Origin of the sequence: Moraxella bovoculi 237, from assembly GCF_000696305.2 — a bacterium.
In the GTDB taxonomy this organism is placed as follows: Bacteria; Pseudomonadota; Gammaproteobacteria; order Pseudomonadales; family Moraxellaceae; genus Moraxella; species Moraxella bovoculi.
This window is the reverse complement of record NZ_AOMT01000022.1, coordinates 128712-147066: the sequence shown is the minus strand read 5'-3', so window position 1 is coordinate 147066 and position 18355 is coordinate 128712. Positions and strand designations below refer to the sequence as shown.

Genomic DNA, 18355 nt, shown 5'->3' with positions numbered 1-18355 from the left:
CTATCATGCAATCTTGGCGAAGATTTCTCACCCAGCTATGGCGAATGGTGTTGTACTTGATAATGACAGCACTGATTGTCGCTGCATTGCCATTTACACCAATTTTTGCCAATGTTAGTGTATTTTTTTTAGATGCCTTTAGTAGGGTAACACTAAGCAGCCCAAAAGAGCCAATCGCCATCACAGTGCTGGGTGGCGGTCTGACGCGAGACAATGGACGCATTATTTTAAATCACTATAGCCAATCTCGCATTAACAGCACCTATCAGCTGCACAAAGACATAGGGCTGCCCATCATCACAAGTGGCGTGGAGTCGCCTTGGTTTGACGACTATCTTAGCAGTCTAAGAAAGTCCGTCATCGCCAGCGATAATGCCAGCATGAACACTTGCGAAAATGCCATCTTCACCGCCAAGCTGCTTGATCATCACGAGCTTCCAAAAAGCATCTATCTGGTCACTGACCGCTATCACATGGCGCGTGCCAGACGCCAATTCGCTCGCGCAGGTGTCGATACCACCCCACACCCCGCCCCGCTATTCATGCCGCTACGATGGCGAGACCCTAAGAATAATCTCATCCATTCGCGCCGCGCTATTTATGAGATTGCCGCTCTGGCGCGCGATATCTTTCACCCACAAGAGAACTGTCGAACCGCTGATCAGATCACCCTAGAAGAGATCGGCACACCCAGAAGAAAACCCACAATCTTCTCACATAACTAATTTCCAAAAAAATAAGCAGCCAAAAGACTGCTTATTTTTCATCCTAGCGGAGGCTTAGGTGTTACCTTCTGCTTCTGCTTGAGCTTGTAGATAAGCTTGATCGAAGTTCACAGGTGCTAGCAGTAGCTGAGGGAAGCTGCCACGAGATACCAGATCACCGATCACTTCACGGGCATATGGGAATAGGATATTCGGGCAATAGGCTTGCTGCAAGTGAGCCAAATCCTCCTCAGGAATGTTGCGTAGCAAGAAAATACCCGCCTGCTGCACTTCTGCGATGTATGCTGTGCTGCCACCGTTTTTCACGGTAACACTAACTGTCAGAACGATTTCTTTGTGATCTTCATCAAGATCGTTCGATGCAGTTGCTAGGCTGATGTCCATCTCTGGCTGCCATTCTTTGGTGAATACGTCTGCAGTCGGCACTTCAAAAGAGATGTCCTTAACGTAGATACGCTCAAGACCTAGCTGTGGTTGTGCTTGTTCTGTCATGTTAAATTCCTATGATTGTCTAGTTAAAGTAATAAAAAAAGCTTAGCTGTTTAGCATCGCATCAAGTTCACCGCTTTGATTAAGCTTATTAAGCTGATCAAAGCCACCGATGAATGTCTCGCCGATAAAAATCTGCGGCACGGTGCGATAGTTATTCGTCTTGGCTGCCACTTCTGCACGCTCTTGACTACTCATGTCGTACACACTTGTAGAGACGTAATCCACGCCTTTATCGTCAAGTAGCTTTAGCGCAGCGCGGCAGTATGGGCATTCTTCTTTGATGTATAAGATTGCTTGTGTCATTGGACTCACTTATTAACAGTTATGGATGATAAAATGGTCAAAACAACCAATTCTTATTTTTATCAATTGGGCTAAAAAATACATTTTCAAGCCCAAAGTGTTATTTTTTTACCTTTGCCACAGCCAATGGAAGCCCTGCCGCCTGATAGCCTTGGATACCGCCTGACAGTCGCATGAAGTTTGGCTTACCCACTAGGCTTACCGCAGCGCCCGATTGCATACCAATATCGCACACAAAAATCACAGGCTCTTCGATGGCGCGCAGCTCATCTAGGTGGTTTTTTAATTCATTAAAAGGAATGTTTCGGCTACCTGAGATGTGTGATGCTGCGAATTTATTGGCAGGACGAATGTCGATCACGCGTGCACGATGGTTATTCACCAGCAGACCCAGCTCGCTCGGCGGAACTTTTCTGCCGTTACGCTTACCCTCCACCATAAAAAACGCGATGATCAGTACCGCCAAAATACCAAATAAAATCGGGTGATTACCCATGAATGTAAACCAACGTTCCACGTCCGCTCCAATTTTAAAAACTCAAAAGTTCTATTATACCGATAAGTACATAAAATTGCACTTATTTTGCCATATTTCTGGCGGACAACGCCCCTATTTTGGCTTCTGCCACCAACTCATTAAAACTCTCAACGCGCCGCCCAAGAATCTCACCATCAGCCACCGCCTGCCAGAGCGCACAGCCTTTGGCATTTGGCACGTGATTACAGTCGCGGAACTGGCATGAACCATTTAAAGCGATCAATTCATCAAAGCCTGCCATGATATCATCCGCCGACAGATGCCAGATGCCATATTCACGAATGCCGGGCGTGTCAATGATACCGCCTTTCTCCAGGTCGCCATCATCAAATGGCAGCAGGCGGCTGGTCGTCGTGGTGTGCTGACCTAACTGCGAGCCGATGGAGATGATATTGGTGGATTGATTGGCATCGGGTAGGATTTGATTGATCAGGCTGGATTTACCCACGCCGGACTGTCCTGCGAAGATGGTTAGCTTGTCTGCCAGCTGAGCCTTTAATTCATCCAGACCGTCATGACTTACACTTGACGTCTGAACCACGTCAAAGTCGTACTGCTCACCGATCGCTTGATATTCTTGATAAATCTGCCTAATCTCCTCAAAGTCATCCATGAGATCTGCCTTATTCAGCACTAATAGCGGTCTGACACCGCTTAGTCTTGCCACCAACAGATACCGATCGATTAGATTGGTCGCAGGCCTAGGCAATGGTGCAAATACAATGGCAAGCGTCTCAACATTAGCTGCCACGGGCTTAACTTTATTATATCGATCAGGGCGGGTGATGAGCGTACATCGTTCAGACAGCACCTCGATTCGCCCCATGCCTGCGGTCGTATCCACGCTGAATTTCACACGGTCGCCTGCTGCCATCATCGGTAAATTGGTGCGCGTATGACAGCGCCAAACATCGCCAATCTCCAAGGCATTCGGCGTAGCATCTTGGGGAAAATCAGGTAAAATATCAGGAAGATCAGTAATCTGCACATCAAGCTGCTTACCAAAATGCGATACAATCACTCCCGACACGAGAGTCCCATCATCGATGAGCGTGTCTTGGTTTTTTTGGATTTGGCGGGTTTGATTTTTGGTGAGTTTACGGCGGCGTATTAAGGACATAAATGACTTATTTGCTTATAAATTCTTTCATTCTAACGTAAATTTATCATTTGAACAATTTTTTATGGCAATTTAAAGCAATAAAAAAACCATCTAAAAGATAGATGGTTTTCATGTGATGGCGGAAGCTGAGAGATTCGAACTCTCGGTGGGCTACAAACCCACGCCGGTTTTCAAGACCGGTGCATTCAACCGCTCTGCCAAGCTTCCTAAGCGGTATTTCCCATAAAGGGATAAAATCAAGAATAATGGCGGAAGCTGAGAGATTCGAACTCTCGGTGGGCTACAAACCCACGCCGGTTTTCAAGACCGGTGCATTCAACCGCTCTGCCAAGCTTCCGTAGGCGTGTATTATAGCGGTTTTTTATAAGATTGCAAGCGTTTTTTAAGTTTTTACAAAAAATTTATGGCATCCGTTAAGATTTCAATCCCATGGCATAAGTCGCCACCAAAGGCTTGATTCCTGGCACTTTATCAAAGGCGATCAAACCCACATTGCGCATGAGCTTCATCACAGGATTAGGATGGGTAAAGCTATCAACGACCATATCACAGAACTTGATGACACGCTTTTGGTCTTTTTGGCGCGCCTGCTCATAAGCACGAAGATTGGCATAATTACCAAAATCATAATCCGCATGGCGATTTTTCTCATGCGCAAGCATATTTGCCAAGGCGTGTACATCTCTTAGGCACAGATTAAAGCCTTGACCTGCTACAGGATGCAGGGTGTGTGCTGCATTTCCCATGATGACGCAGCGCCCGACCACCTGTCTGTGCGCCAATACTCGGCTCAGCGGATAAGCGCCACGGTGCCCCACTGCCACGAAGCGACCCGCGTCACTGCCAAATACTTCTTGCAAAGTATTCATAAAATATGCATCGTCGTTAAGATAGCGCTCTTCTTCACCTGCCTTGCAGATGAAGACAACCGAACGGCGATAGCCTTGTGTTGTACCATCCATGCCATCGCCATGTCCATCTGTTAGCGGCAGTATCGCCAACGGTCCGACAGCGGAGAATTTCTCAATACCGATGTGACCATGTGGCTTATCAGTCTGAACCACACCAACGATACCTACCTGACCATAGTCGTGTGTATCTGCGCCAACCTTGAGGATCTGACGACTGATAGAATCTCGCCCATCGCACGCCACGACCAAGGGCGCAGAAAGCGCTTTGGTTTTGCCATCTTGGTTAAACACAACCATCGCAAGCTTATCATCTTGTCGAATGTCAGTGACGCTCGCGCCATCGATGAGCGTGATGAATTCGCTCGCCTGCACCGCCAGCAGCAGCTGACGACCCAGCCAAGCATTCTCCATCACTTGCCCAAAGCTCTCCACACCTTCAGCAGTCTTATCAAGTTTTGCCCGCCCAAAACTGCCAAGCTCACTGATCTCCACGCCATCGATTCGGCAGGCATGGCTCTGCAAGCTCTCCCACAACCCTATCTCAGTATAAATCTGCACTGTACGTCTTGATAGCGCAGTATTGCGACTGTCTAGATATTCAGAACGAGCAACATCATCATCCGGGCTGATGGTCGGGTATTTAAACTGCTCGATGAGCGTACTATAAATACCATGATGCGCCAACAGTAGCGCAAAAGACAGCCCAACTTGACCGCCACCAATGATTAGCACATGGTTATTGACGTAGTTATTATTACTCATGGCATCATAAGTTTGATTGGTTTCACTCATTGCTATACATCCTCAAAGAAACTGCCTAAATTTTATCACAGTCCATCCTAAAGTCGATGCACCAAAAGGATTATTTTAAAATCCATCAATCAGCTTTTGATGGTGGGAAATAATTTGATGCAAGTCAACACCAAAAGCACATGGCAAGCCCTAAAAATCATGCTACAATATCCACTTTTAACCCCAGAACACGATGAATACTCAGCCCACCACCCCTCGACAGCCCACTTTCATTGAGAAATTCACCGTTGCAATGATTGGGTTTTTTGCATTTTTGCAGGTGTATTCGGTGCAGGCGATTTTACCTGTACTGATGGCGGATTTTGTCGCATCCGAGGTAGCTATTGGTGTGGCGGTTGGGGCGACAGTGATGGCCATCGCGCTGATGTCGCCATTCATGGGCATGCTGTCCGATGCCTTTGGACGAAAGATATTCATCGTCGGTTCGCTGTTATTACTCGCCGTACCGACCGGCATGATTGGGCTGAGCGGTACGGTGGATGAGCTGTCAATATGGCGATTCTTGCAGGGGCTGGCTGTACCAGGTATTACGGTGGTGCTGATCGCCTATGTTAGTGAAGAGTACAGCAGTCATGTGGCGCAGATGATGAGTCTATATGTGGCAGGGACGGTACTTGGCGGATTTAGCGGGCGGTTCTTTGCAGGGCATCTGCACGAACTGATTGGTTGGCGCTATGGCTATGGCGCCATGGCGGTCTGCACACTCATCGGGGCGTTGTGGGCATTCAAAGCCCTACCATCATCAAAAAACTTCATCAAAAGCGATAACTTTAAACACTCGCTTGCTTTATTATTATCACACACCAAGAACCTACAGGTCATGAGTGCCTGCCTATTGGGCGGCTGCGTCCTGTTCTCGCTCGTGGGCTGCTTTACGTTTATTAACCTACACTTGGCGGATGAGCCATATCATCTAAACGCCTCTCACCTTGCTAATATCTTCTCTTTATACTTAATCGGCATGATCATCACTCCTTTGTCAGGCAAATTCATCGCCAAGTTCGGCATGACCAATGTCATCATCGGCGCGGTGATCTGCTCCATGATTGGTCTGTTTATCACATTAAGCTCGCCGTTATGGCCGATCATTGTCGGGCTGACCATCATGTCGTCAGGGGTGTTCATCACACAAGCAGCCACCATCAGCTACATCGGCAGTCATGTTACCGAAGGTCGCTCGCTCGCCTCAGGACTATATTATATGGGCTACTACGGCGGTGGCAGTATCGGCGCATGGGCGTGTGCGATTGCTTATGCCAAAGGCGCTTGGGGGCTTACGGTGGCAATGATCGTTGTTGTTCAAATCTTTGCACTGATGGTCGTATTATTCATGAAAAAATCCGCCAACAGTCGAGTAGCCTAACAATCAATATTTTTCAACTAAGCATGAAAAATATTCATTGGAAATTCATCCCAAAATAGCGTATAATTTTCCGCCAAATATCTGTAGCAGCCTGCGATTTATAAAGCTCGCTTTCTTGAGCATTTAATCAGTCCCATGGCTTACCTACCTCCTACTCACCTCATCCTTTATGCGTTCAGTCAAGCTATATTACGACCATTCTGTCAAGCCTAGAAAAGCCACCAGAATTCGCATGAATTTTATCTTTATAAGTTTATTTTTATGAATTATTCAGTATTTACCTCCGAATCTGTCTCAGAAGGCCATCCTGATAAGATGGCAGACCAAATCTCCGACGCATTGCTTGACGCCATCTTAACCGAGGACAAAGACGCACGTGTCGCTTGTGAGACCCTCACCAAGACTGGCGCCGTGGTGTTAGCTGGTGAGATCAGTACTCACGCGAACATCGACATTGAAAGCATCGTACGCGCCACCGTAAATAAGATTGGCTACAATCACAGCGATCTAGGCTTTGATGGTAATAGCTGCGCGGTTATTAACATGATTGGCAAGCAATCCCCTGAGATCGCTCAAGGCGTGGACAGACAACGCCCAGAAGACCAAGGTGCAGGCGATCAGGGTCTGATGTTCGGCTATGCCACCAATGAGACAGACGTGCTGATGCCAGCGCCAATCCAGCTAAGTCATCGCTTGATGGAGCGCCAAGCGCAGCTTCGCAAAGATGGTACATTAGACTGGCTACGCCCTGATGCTAAGGCTCAGATTACCCTACGTTATGACTCCAATCATAAGCCACTGGCTGTCGATGCATTGGTATTATCAACACAGCATCACCCAGACATCAGCTATGATGCACTCAAAGAAGCCGTCATGGAAGAGATCATCAAGCCTGTCATTCCAAGCGAACTGCTGCACAAAGACACGCTTTATCACATCAACCCAACCGGCAAATTCGTCATCGGCGGCCCTGTTGGCGATGCTGGTCTGACAGGTCGCAAAATCATCGTTGATACTTATGGCGGCATGGCACGCCATGGCGGCGGTGCTTTTAGTGGTAAAGACCCAAGTAAGGTCGATCGCAGCGCCGCCTATGCAGGTCGCTATGTTGCTAAGAACATCGTCGCGGCAGGTTTGGCAGATCGCTGTGAGGTTCAGGTATCTTATGCCATCGGTGTCGCTGAGCCAACCTCAATCTCTGTGAACACCTTTAACACAGGTAAAATTAGCGATAACGAGATCAAACGCTTAATCCGTGCGCATTTTGATTTGCGCCCTTATGGCATCACTCGCATGCTGGATCTGCTACAGCCTATGTATGAAGTCACCGCAAGCTATGGGCATTTTGGTCGTACTGGCTCAGACCATGCGTTCACCTGGGAAAAAACCGATCGCGCTGATGCACTGCGTGCTGACGCAGGGTTGTAATTTTATACACCATCGCAATATAAAGGGTGTTTGACACCCTTTTTTATTTAAATTTGACGATATTTGGACATTCACATGACTGAACAAACCCAAGACAACAAACCAAGCATCAGCCCAGAAGAATTCAACGCACAAATGACCGCATTCTATGAACGTGCTGACGCCTTTATCAACCTAGCTAACAGCCAACTGTCGCCACAGTCGCACGCAGGACAAGTTGGATCATCTTTGCTATATGCTGCAGCCCGTTACAGCGCCTCTGTGGCATCGATTGGCTTTACCAAGGGCGCAGACTTTGAAAAAGAAAAAGATGACATCATCAAATTCTACACCGCCCAGTATGAACAAATGCTCTCGGACAACCTTGATGATTACATCAAAAACTTTGATAAATATACCAACATTGGTAAGTAATAAAAACAAAAACCGCTGTCAATTAGCGGTTTTTTAATTATATGGCTTAATCAAGCAATTTAAAAAAGTGTTCACGGTAATGGCGCAATTCACGGATCGAATCACGAATATCATCCAGCGCCAAGTGCGCACCGCCTTTTTGGTAGCCACTTGCTACATCGGGACGCCAGCGATAGCACAGCTCTTTGATACTCGATACATCCAGATTGCGATAATGGAAATAACGCTCAAGTCGTGGCATCTGACGCGCCAAGAAACGACGGTCTTGACAGATGGAATTACCACACATCGGTGACACTCCTTCATCACACCACTTCGCCAAGAATTCCAGCGTAACATTCTCGGCATCCTCTAAGGTCATCGTGCTGCGACGCACGCGATCGATCAGTCCTGACTGACCGTGTTGCTTCTTATTCCAGTCATCCATGCCATTTAGAACAACATCGGACACCTTAATGGCAACCACGGGTCCTTCTGCCAAGATGTTCAGATTGTCATCTGTCACGATGGTGGCGATTTCGATGATCTCATCGTTCAAAGTATCCAAGCCTGTCATCTCAAGATCAATCCAAATCAGGGCTTTTTTGGTGGGTTTTTTGGAGGGCTTGGGATGCTTGATGTGTACTTTATCGTTCATTTTTGACTCTTTGTGATATTTTGTGAAATGATGCAGCGCATTTTATCATACCTTAGGCAGGCTTTGCAGTTAGAATGGATATTTTTGCCAAATAATCATTGCGGTTTTGGGATTTGCCACCATATACATAAAAAGCCACTTCATGATGGTGTGCTTTTTTGATATAATTTCTTTTTTTTCATTCCATGGACAGACATGCCCAAGCAGAAACTAAAAAAATGGCTACCAACCCCCGAGAAGCTCCGTGAAAGCCGAGTTATCGGATGGTTTGCGCCGTTTTTGGCAGACCCTCGCCTTTGGCAGATGAATCGCGGTGCGCTCACGCGTGCGGTTTGTATTGGCGTGCTATGCGCATTTTTTCCACTGCCTGGTCAGATGCCGCTTGCCATTGCTGGCGCCCTACTGCTGCGTGCAAATATCCCTATGGCTGTGGCACTGACTTGGATTACCAATCCCTTAACCACCATTCCTGTGTTTTGGCTGGCTTATTCTGTGGGTGCATTCTTGATTGGCGAGCCGATGATTGGCATTCGCACAGTTGGCGTGATCGTTACAGATTTCTCATTGTGGATGACGGGACATGGGGTTAACCCTTTCTCCAATCATCTTTTTTCTCTAAAGGCTTTCATCACAGGGCTTATCGTCTGTGGCGTTGTCACGAGCATCGTGATGGGGCTGTTATTTAACTTTGTATTACAATATCGCATCGTCGCCAGCTGGCAAAAACGGCCTGGCTATAATGCTAGCGCACCGCGTTTTGAGACCCAAAAAGGTCATAAACTACGTGACGCCAAAGACAATGATCCAGAAGATTTCTCCATTTGATTGACTCAATAAAAAACGCCTTAATCGGCGTTTTTTTATTTCATTACAGGTAATAATTAAACCCATTGACCGCTTCGCATCTCAAGCTGTCTGTCCGCCATGGCTGCCAGGCTTCTGTCATGAGTCACCATAAGAAGCGCTGTTCCAAAGCTGTGCTGAAGCTCAGACAACAAGTCAAACACCGCACGGGCATTATCATCATCCAGATTACCCGTAGGTTCATCTGCCAAGATCAGTGCAGGATTCGTCACGAGCGCACGAGCAATCGCCACACGTTGACGCTCACCACCCGACAGCTCGCTTGGTCGATGATGTGTTCGATGTGACAGACCAACTTTATCAAGCAAAGCGTTTGCCTTATCTCTCGCCTCGCTGATGGGGACGTCTTTGCGCATCAGAAGCGGCATTGCGACATTCTCAGTAGCGGTAAATTCAGCAAGCAGATGATGGAATTGATAAATAAAACCAAGATACTCATTACGCAAGTTACCACGCTCAGTCTCATTGAGCTTGCTTAAGCAATGCCCTTTAATCCATACCTCGCCTGTGTTCGGCATGTCAAGCCCGCCAAGCAAGTGTAGCAGCGTACTTTTGCCCGAACCACTACTACCCACGATGGCAACACGCTCACCAGCATTGATCGTCAAGTCTAGACCGGTCAGTACGGACGTTGTGATTTTACCCTCATCATAGACCTTGCTGATGTTTTTAGCTTCTAAAATTACACTCATCTCATCGTCCTTATTCATAGCGCAATGTCTGAGCAGGCTGAATGCGCGCAGCTCGTAATGCAGGATAAATCGTCATCGCAAAGCTAAGCAAGAAAGATGCAACCACAATAATAACCACATCTGACACTTTAATATAAGATGGCAAGAAATCCACAGGATAAGCACCTGAAGTCATCAACGACACACCAAACAGCTCGCTGATGTACACCACAATGTCATTTACCGTCAGAGCCAGCGTCACGCCTAGAATCGTACCAAGCACCGTACCAGTTACACCAATTATCATCCCTTGAACGATGAACACCTGCATGATCAGCTTCGGCGATGCCCCAAAAGTCTTTAGAATCGCGATGTCCGATTTCTTATCAGTCACCAGCATGATGAGACTTGAGACGATGTTAAACGCCGCCACGATCACGATCAAGAACAACAACAGCCCAATGATAGACTTCTCCATCTTAATCGCATCAAACAGATTGCCATGCGTGGTCGTCCAGTCATTGGCGAACAACCTATCACTGTCGAGGCTGGCGGCTTGATTGGCGGCTTGCGGCGCTTTAAAAATATCATTCATCAGCATGCGAATGCCCTGCGCACCCTCTGGCAACCTTAGCATAACGCCAGCGTCACGCATCGCCACAAAGCCCATCAGCCCATCCACTTCTTTACTGATGCTAAAAGTGCCCACGACCGTAAAACGTTTAAATCTAGGAATCACCCCCGCCGCTGATGGCGATGCTTCTGGCAATACCAAAGTCACCTTATCACCCAGACCCACGCCCATCGCCTGCGTCATGCTCTCACCAAGCACAATACCAAACTCACCAGCTTTAAGGTTATCAAGGCTGCCTTGGGTGATATAATCGTCAACGATTGAGACGTCCTTTTCAAGGCTTGGCTCGATGCCCGATACCATCACACCTGACACCTGTCCATTCGCCGCAAGCATCCCTTGCAGCTGAATAAATGGCGCGGTTGCCTTTACGTTCTTATCATTTTCTGTGATCTGCGTGGACAGCTGCTGCCAGTCTGGAATGATCTCATAAGACATGACAGAAGCTTGTGGAATCATACCAAGTATTCGGTTCTTAATCTCCCGATCAAAGCCATTCATCACAGATAGCACCGTAATAAGCACCGCCACACCCAAGGTCAATCCTATCATTGAAATGAGTGAAATAAACGAAATAAAGCCGTTTTTACGTTCAGCTCTGGTATATCTTAATCCGATAAATAAAGCCAAAGGACGAAACATATCAATTTCTCAAAACAAATAAACACCATAGTTTACACCATTTGCCCTGTTTTGACAGCGATTTTAAGAAGCTTTGACAAATTTTCACAAAATTTCGCAAGATTGGTGATTTTGGCTTGATTTTTTTATTAAATCCCTTATTAAAGTAGCAGATTTTTTTAGAATATGACTACAATCATGAATCAAATACGCTACACTTACAAGCACGAAGTACCACCAACCAAGGTTGACTTGCCTTGCGATAAGAACGCAGGTCATGGCGATCACTGGGCGATCTTGACAAATAATATCGCAGAGGATGTGCCAAACTGGCTACAATCGATGCTAGAGACAGCCACTATCCCAAGCGCCCTTACTCAAAGTCGTCCATCGGATAATAAACTACTCATTGCCAATGGCACACCTTGTCATATCAATCAAATCCTAAAGCTTGAAAACGGCACTCCTCAAGCATTCATTAATGCTTTTCCCGCTGTAGATAGCCCATATGGCGTTGAGTGCCACATCGAGCGCGTCATCCGCTGTGACTCGACCTCTGATGCTATTTTGCGTTTGAAGACAACAGATGGTGCTGTCATCTATGCCTTTGATCAGCTATATGCAATCAACCGTACAGAATATAAGACGCCTAAAACTTATTATGTGAATTTTAGCGCATGGGCGTATAACATCGAACCTAGCGATCAAAATGAGACGATTCTCATTGAAGATCCTGATGCCATTCGTTATCACCGTGCATTTAATGACATCGTTAGCAATAACGGCGGTGAAGTACCGGATAATATCGATGAGCAGATTCTTGCGTGGCAGCCTACAGATTTGGCAGAAGGTGAGTCTTTAGCACCTGTTGAGATTAACTATGGTCATAGCTGCATTTATCTGTTCGGTGAGACTTTCGGTCAAGAAGATGAAGCATGGTGTCAAGGTCAAGTGCTAGGCATCAGCCACACCAAGTTCTTTAATAAAGATATCACGCTATTTGATGTTGTGATTCTGCGCGAGCCTGATGCTCAGCCATTGGTGGTACGTATGGCAGCACCAACTACCGATAAGACCGCCGCTATCCAAATCCATGATTATATTCAAGCGAATATCTGGCTACAGGCTGCAATTTACGCCGACAACCAAAAACCTTAAGGGTAATTAATAATCAAAGAACCGAACATTGATCGGTTCTTTTTTATATCTATTGATACGCTTTATAGGACAATAAAAAGAGCCGAATATTCGGCTCTTTTTGCTGAATCAACAAAATATTTGATTATTCAGTTGGGTTTTGAGATAGTGAACGAACATAAGCTGCAAGTAGCATGATACGCTCATTACCTAGCTTAGTTTGCCATTCCGGCATCACACCTGAGCGACCATGGCGAATGGTTTCGCGGATAGATTCACGATCACCACCGAATAGCCAGATGTCATCAGTTAGGTTAGGTGCGCCCATGCTGGTCATGCCTTTGGCATCAGGGCCGTGACATAGTACACAGTTGGTCTCAAACAGTGCTTTACCTTGAGCAACTTGTGCATTGTCTAACTCATAACCATTTTGGTTGCCTGAGATGCTAAGTACATATTCAGCAGCTGCACGAACACCCGATTCACCCAGTTGTTTTTGCCATGCTGCCATCGCACCCACACGACCGTTGTGAATCGTCAATAGAACGTCAGCAGGTTCACCACCATACAGCCAATCATTATCCGTCAAATCTGGATAGCCTAAAGAACCTTTGGCGTTCGAGCCGTGGCACAAGGCACAGTTTTGTAGGAATAGACGGTTACCGATTTTTTGAGCTTCAGGGTCAGCTGCTAGCTTATCCACGTATGGTGCTAGTAGTTTAACTTGCTCATCAATCTGAGTTTGTAGTTCAGCTGATGGTTCAGCCTCACCTTTCTTCTGAGATTGAAGCTCGGTTAGCTTAGCTAGTACCGCAGTTGCTTCAGAAGCGCCTGCATTCGCCAAAATGCCTTGTTCAAAGTTCTCATTGAAAACCTTGTTGTTGGCTTGTAGCTGGCTGTTTAGCTCGTTTTCTGATGTCCAAGGTACTTCTTGACCATCAACTTCAACCGTTGTGATGCCTTTCCAAGCATGTGGCTGAATTGCCGGGAATAGGATAAAGTAACCCAAACCCCAAATTAGAGTACCAAAGAAAATCACAAGCCACCATTTAGGCAATGGCTTATCATACTCTCTAATACCATCATATGAATGTCCTGTCGTTTCATCTTCTTCTAAGACAGGTTTGGTTTTTAGTGTCCACATTAGCACGCCGAAGATAAATAACCAGCAGCCTAATGACAGGACAGTAATCCAAGAACTCCAAAAAAAGCTCATTGTGTATCCTTAGTGCGCTCATTTGATGACAAAGACTTTAACGTCTTGTCATCAAGCGCAAGTTGTGCGTCTTCTTCAAAGCGTTTCTTATTTTTTGGTGAGTATGCCCACCATGCGATGCCAATAAAAGCGATGAATGCCGCGACAGTCGCAATACTATGCAAAACGCCCCAGTTCATTAGCGTTGACCCTTCATGGCGATACCAAGCTGCTGCAAGTAAGCAACCAATGCATCAAGCTCGGTCGCACCTTGTACTTGGTCAGGCGCTGCTTCGATGTCTTCTTCGGTATAAGGCAAGCCAAAACGGTCTTTAAATAGACGCATTTTTTGCTGTACTTTGACACCATTAACCTCATTCTTGGCAAGCCAAGGATAAGCAGGCATCACCGAATCAGGCACAACAGAGCGCGGATCGATCAAATGGTCAACGTGCCACTGGTCTGAATAACGACCGCCAACACGGGCAAGATCTGGACCAGTACGCTTAGAACCCCATAGGAATGGGTGGTCCCAAGTTGATTCCGCTGCACGGCTATATGGTCCGTAACGCTCAACTTCTGCACGAAGTGGGCGCACCATCTGAGTATGGCACACATGGCAGCCTTCACGAATATAGATATCACGACCTTCAAGCTCTAGCGCTGTCCAAGGACGCATGTTCGGCAAAGGCTTATTCACACCACCTTTTTCAGGTGAGTTCTCATCAAAGATTAGCGGTACAATCTCAACCAGAGTTGCAAAGCTAATCGCGATGACGATAAAGATAACGAGTAAACCCGTGTTTTTCTCGACGATTTCGTGAGTGATATTTGACATGACTCTCCCCCTTAAGCCTTGACAGTGTCGTTGTCAAACACTTCATCACGACCAGTATTTACTTCATCTGGCTCAGCGATTGGTTCTGGAATGCTAGGCATTTTGATGGTTTTGTAGCAGTTATATGCCATAACTAACATACCTGCAACATACAGACCACCACCTAGTGCACGAACCACGAATGGCCAATGTGATACCACAACAGTCTGGATGAAGTCATACGCCAACGTACCGTCTGGGTTAGTGGCACGCCACATCATACCTTGAGTGATACCTGAAATCCATAACGCAACGATATACAGAACTGTACCAGTGGTTGCTAGCCAGAAATGTACGGTGATTAGGTTTGTTGAGTACATTTTTGCCTTGTTCCAGATACGCGGCAATAGCACATAAATAGAACCAATGGTAATCATACCAACCCAGCCTAACGCGCCTGAGTGAACGTGACCAACTGTCCAGTCAGTATTGTGACTGATGGCGTTCACCGCTTTGATAGATAGCATTGGACCTTCAAAAGTACTCATCGCATAGAACGACAATGCAACAATTAAGAAACGAATGATCGGGTCAGTTCTTAGTTTGTCCCAGCTGCCTGATAGTGTCAATACCCCGTTAATCATACCACCCCAAGAAGGTGCGAATAGGATTAGCGAGAACACCATACCCAACGACTGAGTCCAGTCAGGTAGCGCTGAATAATGTAGATGGTGACCACCTGCCCACATGTATGAAGCGATCAGAGCCCAGAAGTGAACGATAGACAGACGATAAGAATAAACAGGACGACCAACTTGCACAGGAATGAAATAATACATCATACCCAAGAATGCTGCTGTCAAGTAGAAACCTACCGCGTTATGACCATACCACCACTGAACCATGGCATCTGTTGCACCACCATATAGCGAGTATGATTTCAACATACCCACTGGAATGGCAAGGTTATTCACGATGTGAAGTAGTGCAATGGTAATGATAAACGCTGCAAAGAACCAGTTCGCTACGTAGATGTGTGAAGTCTGACGCTTAATCAGTGTGCCAAAAAACACGATGGCATAGGAAACCCATACCAAAGCAATGGCAATATCAATCGGCCATTCAAGCTCAGCATACTCTTTGGCAGAGGTAAAGCCTAGTGGCAAAGTGATCACCGCAGCCACAATAACCGCTTGCCAACCCCAAAAGGTAAACCATGCCAAATAGGGTGCGAACAAACGTGTCTTACAAGTGCGCTGTACGATGTAATATGATGTTGCAAAAAGAGCCGAACCACCAAACGCGAAAATAACCGCGTTGGTATGTAACGGTCTTAAACGTCCAAAGGACAACCAAGATGTATCAAAGTTAAGTGCTGGCCATGCTAACTGAGATGCGATGAACACACCCACAGTCATGCCAACGATACCCCAAAATACCGCCATGATGGTAAAGAAACGCACGATCGTGATTTCATATTCATGGTCGACATTCGGGGCTACTGCTGTGTTATTTAGACTCATTGGATATTTTCCTGTGCAGCCCGATTTATTTAGCGAGTTTTATTGTTTTGGCTAGTGCGTCAGCATGGCTGTCTAATTTGCGATAAACAATAAAATCGACGCTTTTTGATTCATATCTGTATATTTTAACGCAAAGTGCCACAAATATCATCAGATCAGAGCGAGTAACAGCAAAAAATCCTTAATTTTTATAAGGAAAACACAACAAAGATGGAAAATCTTAACACTGTGTGCGTTTAGCTTGCTTCTCGGATGAGTGGCTTAGCTTGCGTTGAGTGAATGTTCAATCCACCCACAAAGATTAATTCCATACTGATAATGTGGTATTACCAGTACTTTTCATCTTTTATTATACAACACAAATGTAATTTTTAGCGCATCTTTTGTAAAAATATTTGGATTTTTTGGCAATAATTTGGCATTTTTTCGAAATTTTCATCATTTTGACATGATTTAAAACAATAAAATACTGCTTTTAGACATAATAATGAACGTTGATTTGCGATATGCTTAACCTTTATTAACTAATTTACTCGCGCTTTTGCTAGTGCTTATAATTATAATATCTCATCCATCCCTCAAAAATCTCACATCAACCTATTTAATTGCATTAATTTAACTGCTTTTATACTCAATTTTGATTTATAATGCCTTTATGCACAAATTACCCATCCATTTACAAGGAGAATATTATGGCGCAATTTTTATCTCAAGCATGGTTCGACGAAGTTGCAGCTCTTAACGCACAATCCGACGAACTTAATTTACCGCCCTCACTTGACTCACTGGTTCTAAATGCCACTGTCGAACAAGGCACACCTACCCTACTCCACCTAAGAGGCGGTAAAATCCATCAAGGTCATACCGATGACGCAGTCAGCACCATTATCATCGATGGCGACACATTGAGCAATATCATCAAGACAGGCGATACCAGTCTTGCCATCGAAGCATTCATGATGGGCAAGATTCGTGTTGATGGCGACATGAGTGCTGTCATGGCATTACAATCTGCCAAACCAAGCCCTGAACAAAAGGCTTTATTCAAACAAATTCTAGCTATTACTGAATTCTAAATCAGTCTAATAGTACTTATAAACTAATATTTAACTGATAGTTTTATAAAGCAACAAAAAAAACCGCCAATATGAGCGGTTTTTTGTTGTTTGAACGGTACGATTATTGAGCTTGGTTGAAGTTCTGATAATCTTGGTTCATTTTGATTTGCTGAGTGTCGCCATTTTGGGTGAGGGCATATACAGCAACGTTCACTTCTACGCGACGGTTTGGCTGCAAGCAGTCGATCAATGCTTGACGTGGTTGGTTGTCAGAACACTGATGGATTTGTTGCATTTTACCTGCACCCGCTGCAGACATGGTCGCTGCGTTCACACCGCGTGAGATTAGGTAAGTACGAACAGTCTCGGCACGACGTTGTGATAGCGTCATGTTGTATTCGTGGCTACCTAGACGGTCAGTGTGACCTACTAAGTGGATGCGGCTTTCACCACGTTTTTCCCACTCTACTAGCTGGCGAGCCAGTTCGTCAAGCTTCGCGCGACCTGCAGGTAGCATGTCTTTAAGTTCATATTTATCAAACTTAAACAACGCATCCGCCTCTAGGTTGATACGCTCATTAACTATTTGAACAGGTTGCTGTGGCGCAGGCTGCTGAACCACTACTGGCGCAGGCGCTGCAGGTGGCTTAGCATAAGCTGAACACTCTGCAGGTAGCCAGTAGAATTCTTGACCACGGAAGTTTTCATCAAAGATGACTTTATACTGACATACCTTAACGCTGTCATCAGCCTTATAAAACTTCATGATGTAGTCCCACTCACGAGCACGGTTTGATTCGTTAAAGTGTGGGCGACCGATTAGCTGATATAGCTCATCTTTTGCCACACCTGGGCGAATCTTAGTCAAGTTCTCACGGTTTGGAAATTGCCCATCTTTTTGCCATGCATCATCTAGCTTTGGGAAGTAGATGTCTTCGGCAGCAATGGTGCCCTCATTCGTGATATTTTGGCTGATTTGCTTGGTACCCATACAGCCTGACAGTGCAAGCATTGCAACGGTTAACGCACTTAGTGCGGTAATTTTTTTCATATTGTAATCCTGAATTGGCATACGCCAATGCAAATTA

Annotated in this window: 20 protein-coding genes and 2 tRNA genes; 7 read left to right on the top strand and 15 right to left on the bottom strand. The window is 45.8% G+C overall.

Annotation, left to right across the window (positions count from 1 at the left end; all coding sequences use genetic code 11):
• The first annotated feature begins 5 nt into the window (after positions 1-5).
• Positions 6-725 carry a YdcF family protein gene (locus MBO_RS05310; protein ID WP_046699774.1) on the top strand — a complete coding sequence of 240 codons (720 nt, stop codon included), beginning with the start codon at positions 6-8 and terminating at the stop codon, positions 723-725.
• 54 nt (positions 726-779) lie between these two features.
• Here MBO_RS05310 and secB read toward each other — a convergent pair whose 3' ends face one another.
• The 7 genes from secB to MBO_RS05275 all read right to left on the bottom strand — a co-directional run bounded on the left by secB (position 780) and on the right by MBO_RS05275 (position 4884).
• Positions 780-1217, bottom strand: coding sequence for a protein-export chaperone SecB (gene secB / locus MBO_RS05305; RefSeq protein ID WP_036365091.1), 438 nt, complete (start codon positions 1215-1217; stop codon positions 780-782).
• A 42-nt stretch (positions 1218-1259) separates the two neighbouring features.
• Entirely contained in the window at positions 1260-1520 is a 261-nt protein-coding gene (locus MBO_RS05300) for a glutaredoxin domain-containing protein (protein ID WP_036365087.1), read from the bottom strand.
• Between the two features lie 100 nt (positions 1521-1620).
• A complete protein-coding gene (locus tag MBO_RS05295; RefSeq protein ID WP_036365083.1) occupies positions 1621-2037 on the bottom strand; it encodes a rhodanese-like domain-containing protein in 417 nt (138 codons plus the stop codon).
• Between the two features lie 61 nt (positions 2038-2098).
• Positions 2099-3178 carry a ribosome small subunit-dependent GTPase A gene (gene rsgA / locus MBO_RS05290; protein ID WP_036365080.1) on the bottom strand — a complete coding sequence of 360 codons (1080 nt, stop codon included), beginning with the start codon at positions 3176-3178 and terminating at the stop codon, positions 2099-2101.
• A gap of 119 nt (positions 3179-3297) precedes the next feature.
• Positions 3298-3388: transfer RNA gene (locus MBO_RS05285), tRNA-Ser, on the bottom strand.
• 39 nt (positions 3389-3427) lie between these two features.
• Positions 3428-3518: transfer RNA gene (locus MBO_RS05280), tRNA-Ser, on the bottom strand.
• Between the two features lie 76 nt (positions 3519-3594).
• On the bottom strand, positions 3595-4884 hold the full coding sequence (locus MBO_RS05275) for an FAD-dependent monooxygenase (protein ID WP_052585321.1): 1290 nt from the start codon (positions 4882-4884) through the stop codon (positions 3595-3597).
• A 193-nt stretch (positions 4885-5077) separates the two neighbouring features.
• On the opposite strand from MBO_RS05275, the gene MBO_RS05270 reads away from it, so the two are divergent.
• The 3 genes from MBO_RS05270 (at position 5078) to MBO_RS05260 (ending at position 8110) form a co-directional block, all read left to right on the top strand.
• A complete protein-coding gene (locus MBO_RS05270) occupies positions 5078-6268 on the top strand; it encodes an MFS transporter (RefSeq protein WP_036365077.1) in 1191 nt (396 codons plus the stop codon).
• Positions 6269-6529: 261 nt separating this feature from the next.
• On the top strand, positions 6530-7696 hold the full coding sequence (gene metK, locus MBO_RS05265) for a methionine adenosyltransferase (protein ID WP_036365074.1): 1167 nt from the start codon (positions 6530-6532) through the stop codon (positions 7694-7696).
• A gap of 75 nt (positions 7697-7771) precedes the next feature.
• Entirely contained in the window at positions 7772-8110 is a 339-nt protein-coding gene (locus tag MBO_RS05260; protein ID WP_036365071.1) for a DUF3144 domain-containing protein, read from the top strand.
• 46 nt (positions 8111-8156) lie between these two features.
• On the opposite strand, the gene orn is transcribed toward MBO_RS05260, so the two are convergent.
• The gene (gene orn, locus MBO_RS05255) at positions 8157-8747 is read right to left on the bottom strand and encodes an oligoribonuclease (RefSeq protein WP_036365068.1); all 591 of its coding nucleotides are present in this window, start codon (positions 8745-8747) and stop codon (positions 8157-8159) included.
• Positions 8748-8942: 195 nt separating this feature from the next.
• Here orn and MBO_RS05250 point away from each other — a divergent pair, with 195 nt between their 5' ends.
• A complete protein-coding gene (locus MBO_RS05250; protein ID WP_046697949.1) occupies positions 8943-9572 on the top strand; it encodes a DUF2062 domain-containing protein in 630 nt (209 codons plus the stop codon).
• Positions 9573-9628: 56 nt separating this feature from the next.
• On the opposite strand, the gene lolD is transcribed toward MBO_RS05250, so the two are convergent.
• Together lolD and MBO_RS05240 are read right to left on the bottom strand one after the other, a co-directional pair.
• Positions 9629-10303 (bottom strand): lipoprotein-releasing ABC transporter ATP-binding protein LolD, encoded by a 675-nt coding sequence (gene lolD, locus MBO_RS05245; RefSeq protein ID WP_036365065.1) that lies wholly within the window; start codon positions 10301-10303, stop codon positions 9629-9631.
• A gap of 10 nt (positions 10304-10313) precedes the next feature.
• Complete coding sequence (locus MBO_RS05240; protein ID WP_036365061.1) at positions 10314-11558, bottom strand: lipoprotein-releasing ABC transporter permease subunit; 1245 nt, start codon at positions 11556-11558, stop codon at positions 10314-10316.
• A 174-nt stretch (positions 11559-11732) separates the two neighbouring features.
• Between MBO_RS05240 and MBO_RS05235 the strand changes: the two genes are divergently transcribed.
• Entirely contained in the window at positions 11733-12695 is a 963-nt protein-coding gene (locus MBO_RS05235; RefSeq protein WP_036365299.1) for a hypothetical protein, read from the top strand.
• Positions 12696-12819: 124 nt separating this feature from the next.
• On the opposite strand, the gene ccoP is transcribed toward MBO_RS05235, so the two are convergent.
• Genes ccoP through ccoN form a run of 4 tightly spaced genes read right to left on the bottom strand, consistent with a single transcriptional unit; the run spans position 12820 to position 16209 of the window.
• The gene (ccoP, locus tag MBO_RS05230; RefSeq protein ID WP_036365058.1) at positions 12820-13890 is read right to left on the bottom strand and encodes a cytochrome-c oxidase, cbb3-type subunit III; all 1071 of its coding nucleotides are present in this window, start codon (positions 13888-13890) and stop codon (positions 12820-12822) included.
• Positions 13887-14069: a cbb3-type cytochrome oxidase subunit 3 gene (locus MBO_RS05225; RefSeq protein ID WP_036365053.1), complete on the bottom strand. Its 183-nt coding sequence runs from the start codon at positions 14067-14069 to the stop codon at positions 13887-13889. The genes ccoP and MBO_RS05225 overlap by 4 nt, the downstream gene beginning before the upstream one ends.
• Complete coding sequence (gene ccoO / locus MBO_RS05220; RefSeq protein ID WP_036365049.1) at positions 14069-14707, bottom strand: cytochrome-c oxidase, cbb3-type subunit II; 639 nt, start codon at positions 14705-14707, stop codon at positions 14069-14071. Before ccoO ends, MBO_RS05225 begins: the two co-directional genes overlap by 1 nt.
• Positions 14708-14718: 11 nt before the next feature.
• Complete coding sequence (gene ccoN / locus MBO_RS05215) at positions 14719-16209, bottom strand: cytochrome-c oxidase, cbb3-type subunit I (protein WP_036365046.1); 1491 nt, start codon at positions 16207-16209, stop codon at positions 14719-14721.
• A 692-nt stretch (positions 16210-16901) separates the two neighbouring features.
• On the opposite strand from ccoN, the gene MBO_RS05210 reads away from it, so the two are divergent.
• The gene (locus MBO_RS05210) at positions 16902-17285 is read left to right on the top strand and encodes an SCP2 sterol-binding domain-containing protein (protein WP_036365043.1); all 384 of its coding nucleotides are present in this window, start codon (positions 16902-16904) and stop codon (positions 17283-17285) included.
• A gap of 103 nt (positions 17286-17388) precedes the next feature.
• Here MBO_RS05210 and MBO_RS05205 read toward each other — a convergent pair whose 3' ends face one another.
• Positions 17389-18318: an OmpA family protein gene (locus MBO_RS05205; protein WP_052585320.1), complete on the bottom strand. Its 930-nt coding sequence runs from the start codon at positions 18316-18318 to the stop codon at positions 17389-17391.
• Positions 18319-18355: the final 37 nt, after the last annotated feature.

Excerpts from the sequence above, each read along its gene's own strand:
- secB (WP_036365091.1), bottom strand. The coding sequence starts at position 1,217 with ATGACAGAACAAGCACAACCACAGCTAGGTCTTGAGCGTATCTACGTT.
- lolD (WP_036365065.1), bottom strand. The coding sequence starts at position 10,303 with ATGAGTGTAATTTTAGAAGCTAAAAACATCAGCAAGGTCTATGATGAG.
- MBO_RS05210 (WP_036365043.1), top strand. The coding sequence starts at position 16,902 with ATGGCGCAATTTTTATCTCAAGCATGGTTCGACGAAGTTGCAGCTCTT.
- MBO_RS05270 (WP_036365077.1), top strand. The coding sequence starts at position 5,078 with ATGAATACTCAGCCCACCACCCCTCGACAGCCCACTTTCATTGAGAAA.
- MBO_RS05250 (WP_046697949.1), top strand. The coding sequence starts at position 8,943 with ATGCCCAAGCAGAAACTAAAAAAATGGCTACCAACCCCCGAGAAGCTC.
- ccoP (WP_036365058.1), bottom strand. The coding sequence starts at position 13,890 with ATGAGCTTTTTTTGGAGTTCTTGGATTACTGTCCTGTCATTAGGCTGC.
- MBO_RS05225 (WP_036365053.1), bottom strand. The coding sequence starts at position 14,069 with ATGAACTGGGGCGTTTTGCATAGTATTGCGACTGTCGCGGCATTCATC.
- MBO_RS05205 (WP_052585320.1), bottom strand. The coding sequence starts at position 18,318 with ATGAAAAAAATTACCGCACTAAGTGCGTTAACCGTTGCAATGCTTGCA.
- MBO_RS05275 (WP_052585321.1), bottom strand. The coding sequence starts at position 4,884 with ATGAGTGAAACCAATCAAACTTATGATGCCATGAGTAATAATAACTAC.
- MBO_RS05260 (WP_036365071.1), top strand. The coding sequence starts at position 7,772 with ATGACTGAACAAACCCAAGACAACAAACCAAGCATCAGCCCAGAAGAA.
- rsgA (WP_036365080.1), bottom strand. The coding sequence starts at position 3,178 with ATGTCCTTAATACGCCGCCGTAAACTCACCAAAAATCAAACCCGCCAA.
- MBO_RS05240 (WP_036365061.1), bottom strand. The coding sequence starts at position 11,558 with ATGTTTCGTCCTTTGGCTTTATTTATCGGATTAAGATATACCAGAGCT.
- metK (WP_036365074.1), top strand. The coding sequence starts at position 6,530 with ATGAATTATTCAGTATTTACCTCCGAATCTGTCTCAGAAGGCCATCCT.
- ccoO (WP_036365049.1), bottom strand. The coding sequence starts at position 14,707 with ATGTCAAATATCACTCACGAAATCGTCGAGAAAAACACGGGTTTACTC.
- orn (WP_036365068.1), bottom strand. The coding sequence starts at position 8,747 with ATGAACGATAAAGTACACATCAAGCATCCCAAGCCCTCCAAAAAACCC.
- MBO_RS05300 (WP_036365087.1), bottom strand. The coding sequence starts at position 1,520 with ATGACACAAGCAATCTTATACATCAAAGAAGAATGCCCATACTGCCGC.
- MBO_RS05310 (WP_046699774.1), top strand. The coding sequence starts at position 6 with ATGCAATCTTGGCGAAGATTTCTCACCCAGCTATGGCGAATGGTGTTG.
- ccoN (WP_036365046.1), bottom strand. The coding sequence starts at position 16,209 with ATGAGTCTAAATAACACAGCAGTAGCCCCGAATGTCGACCATGAATAT.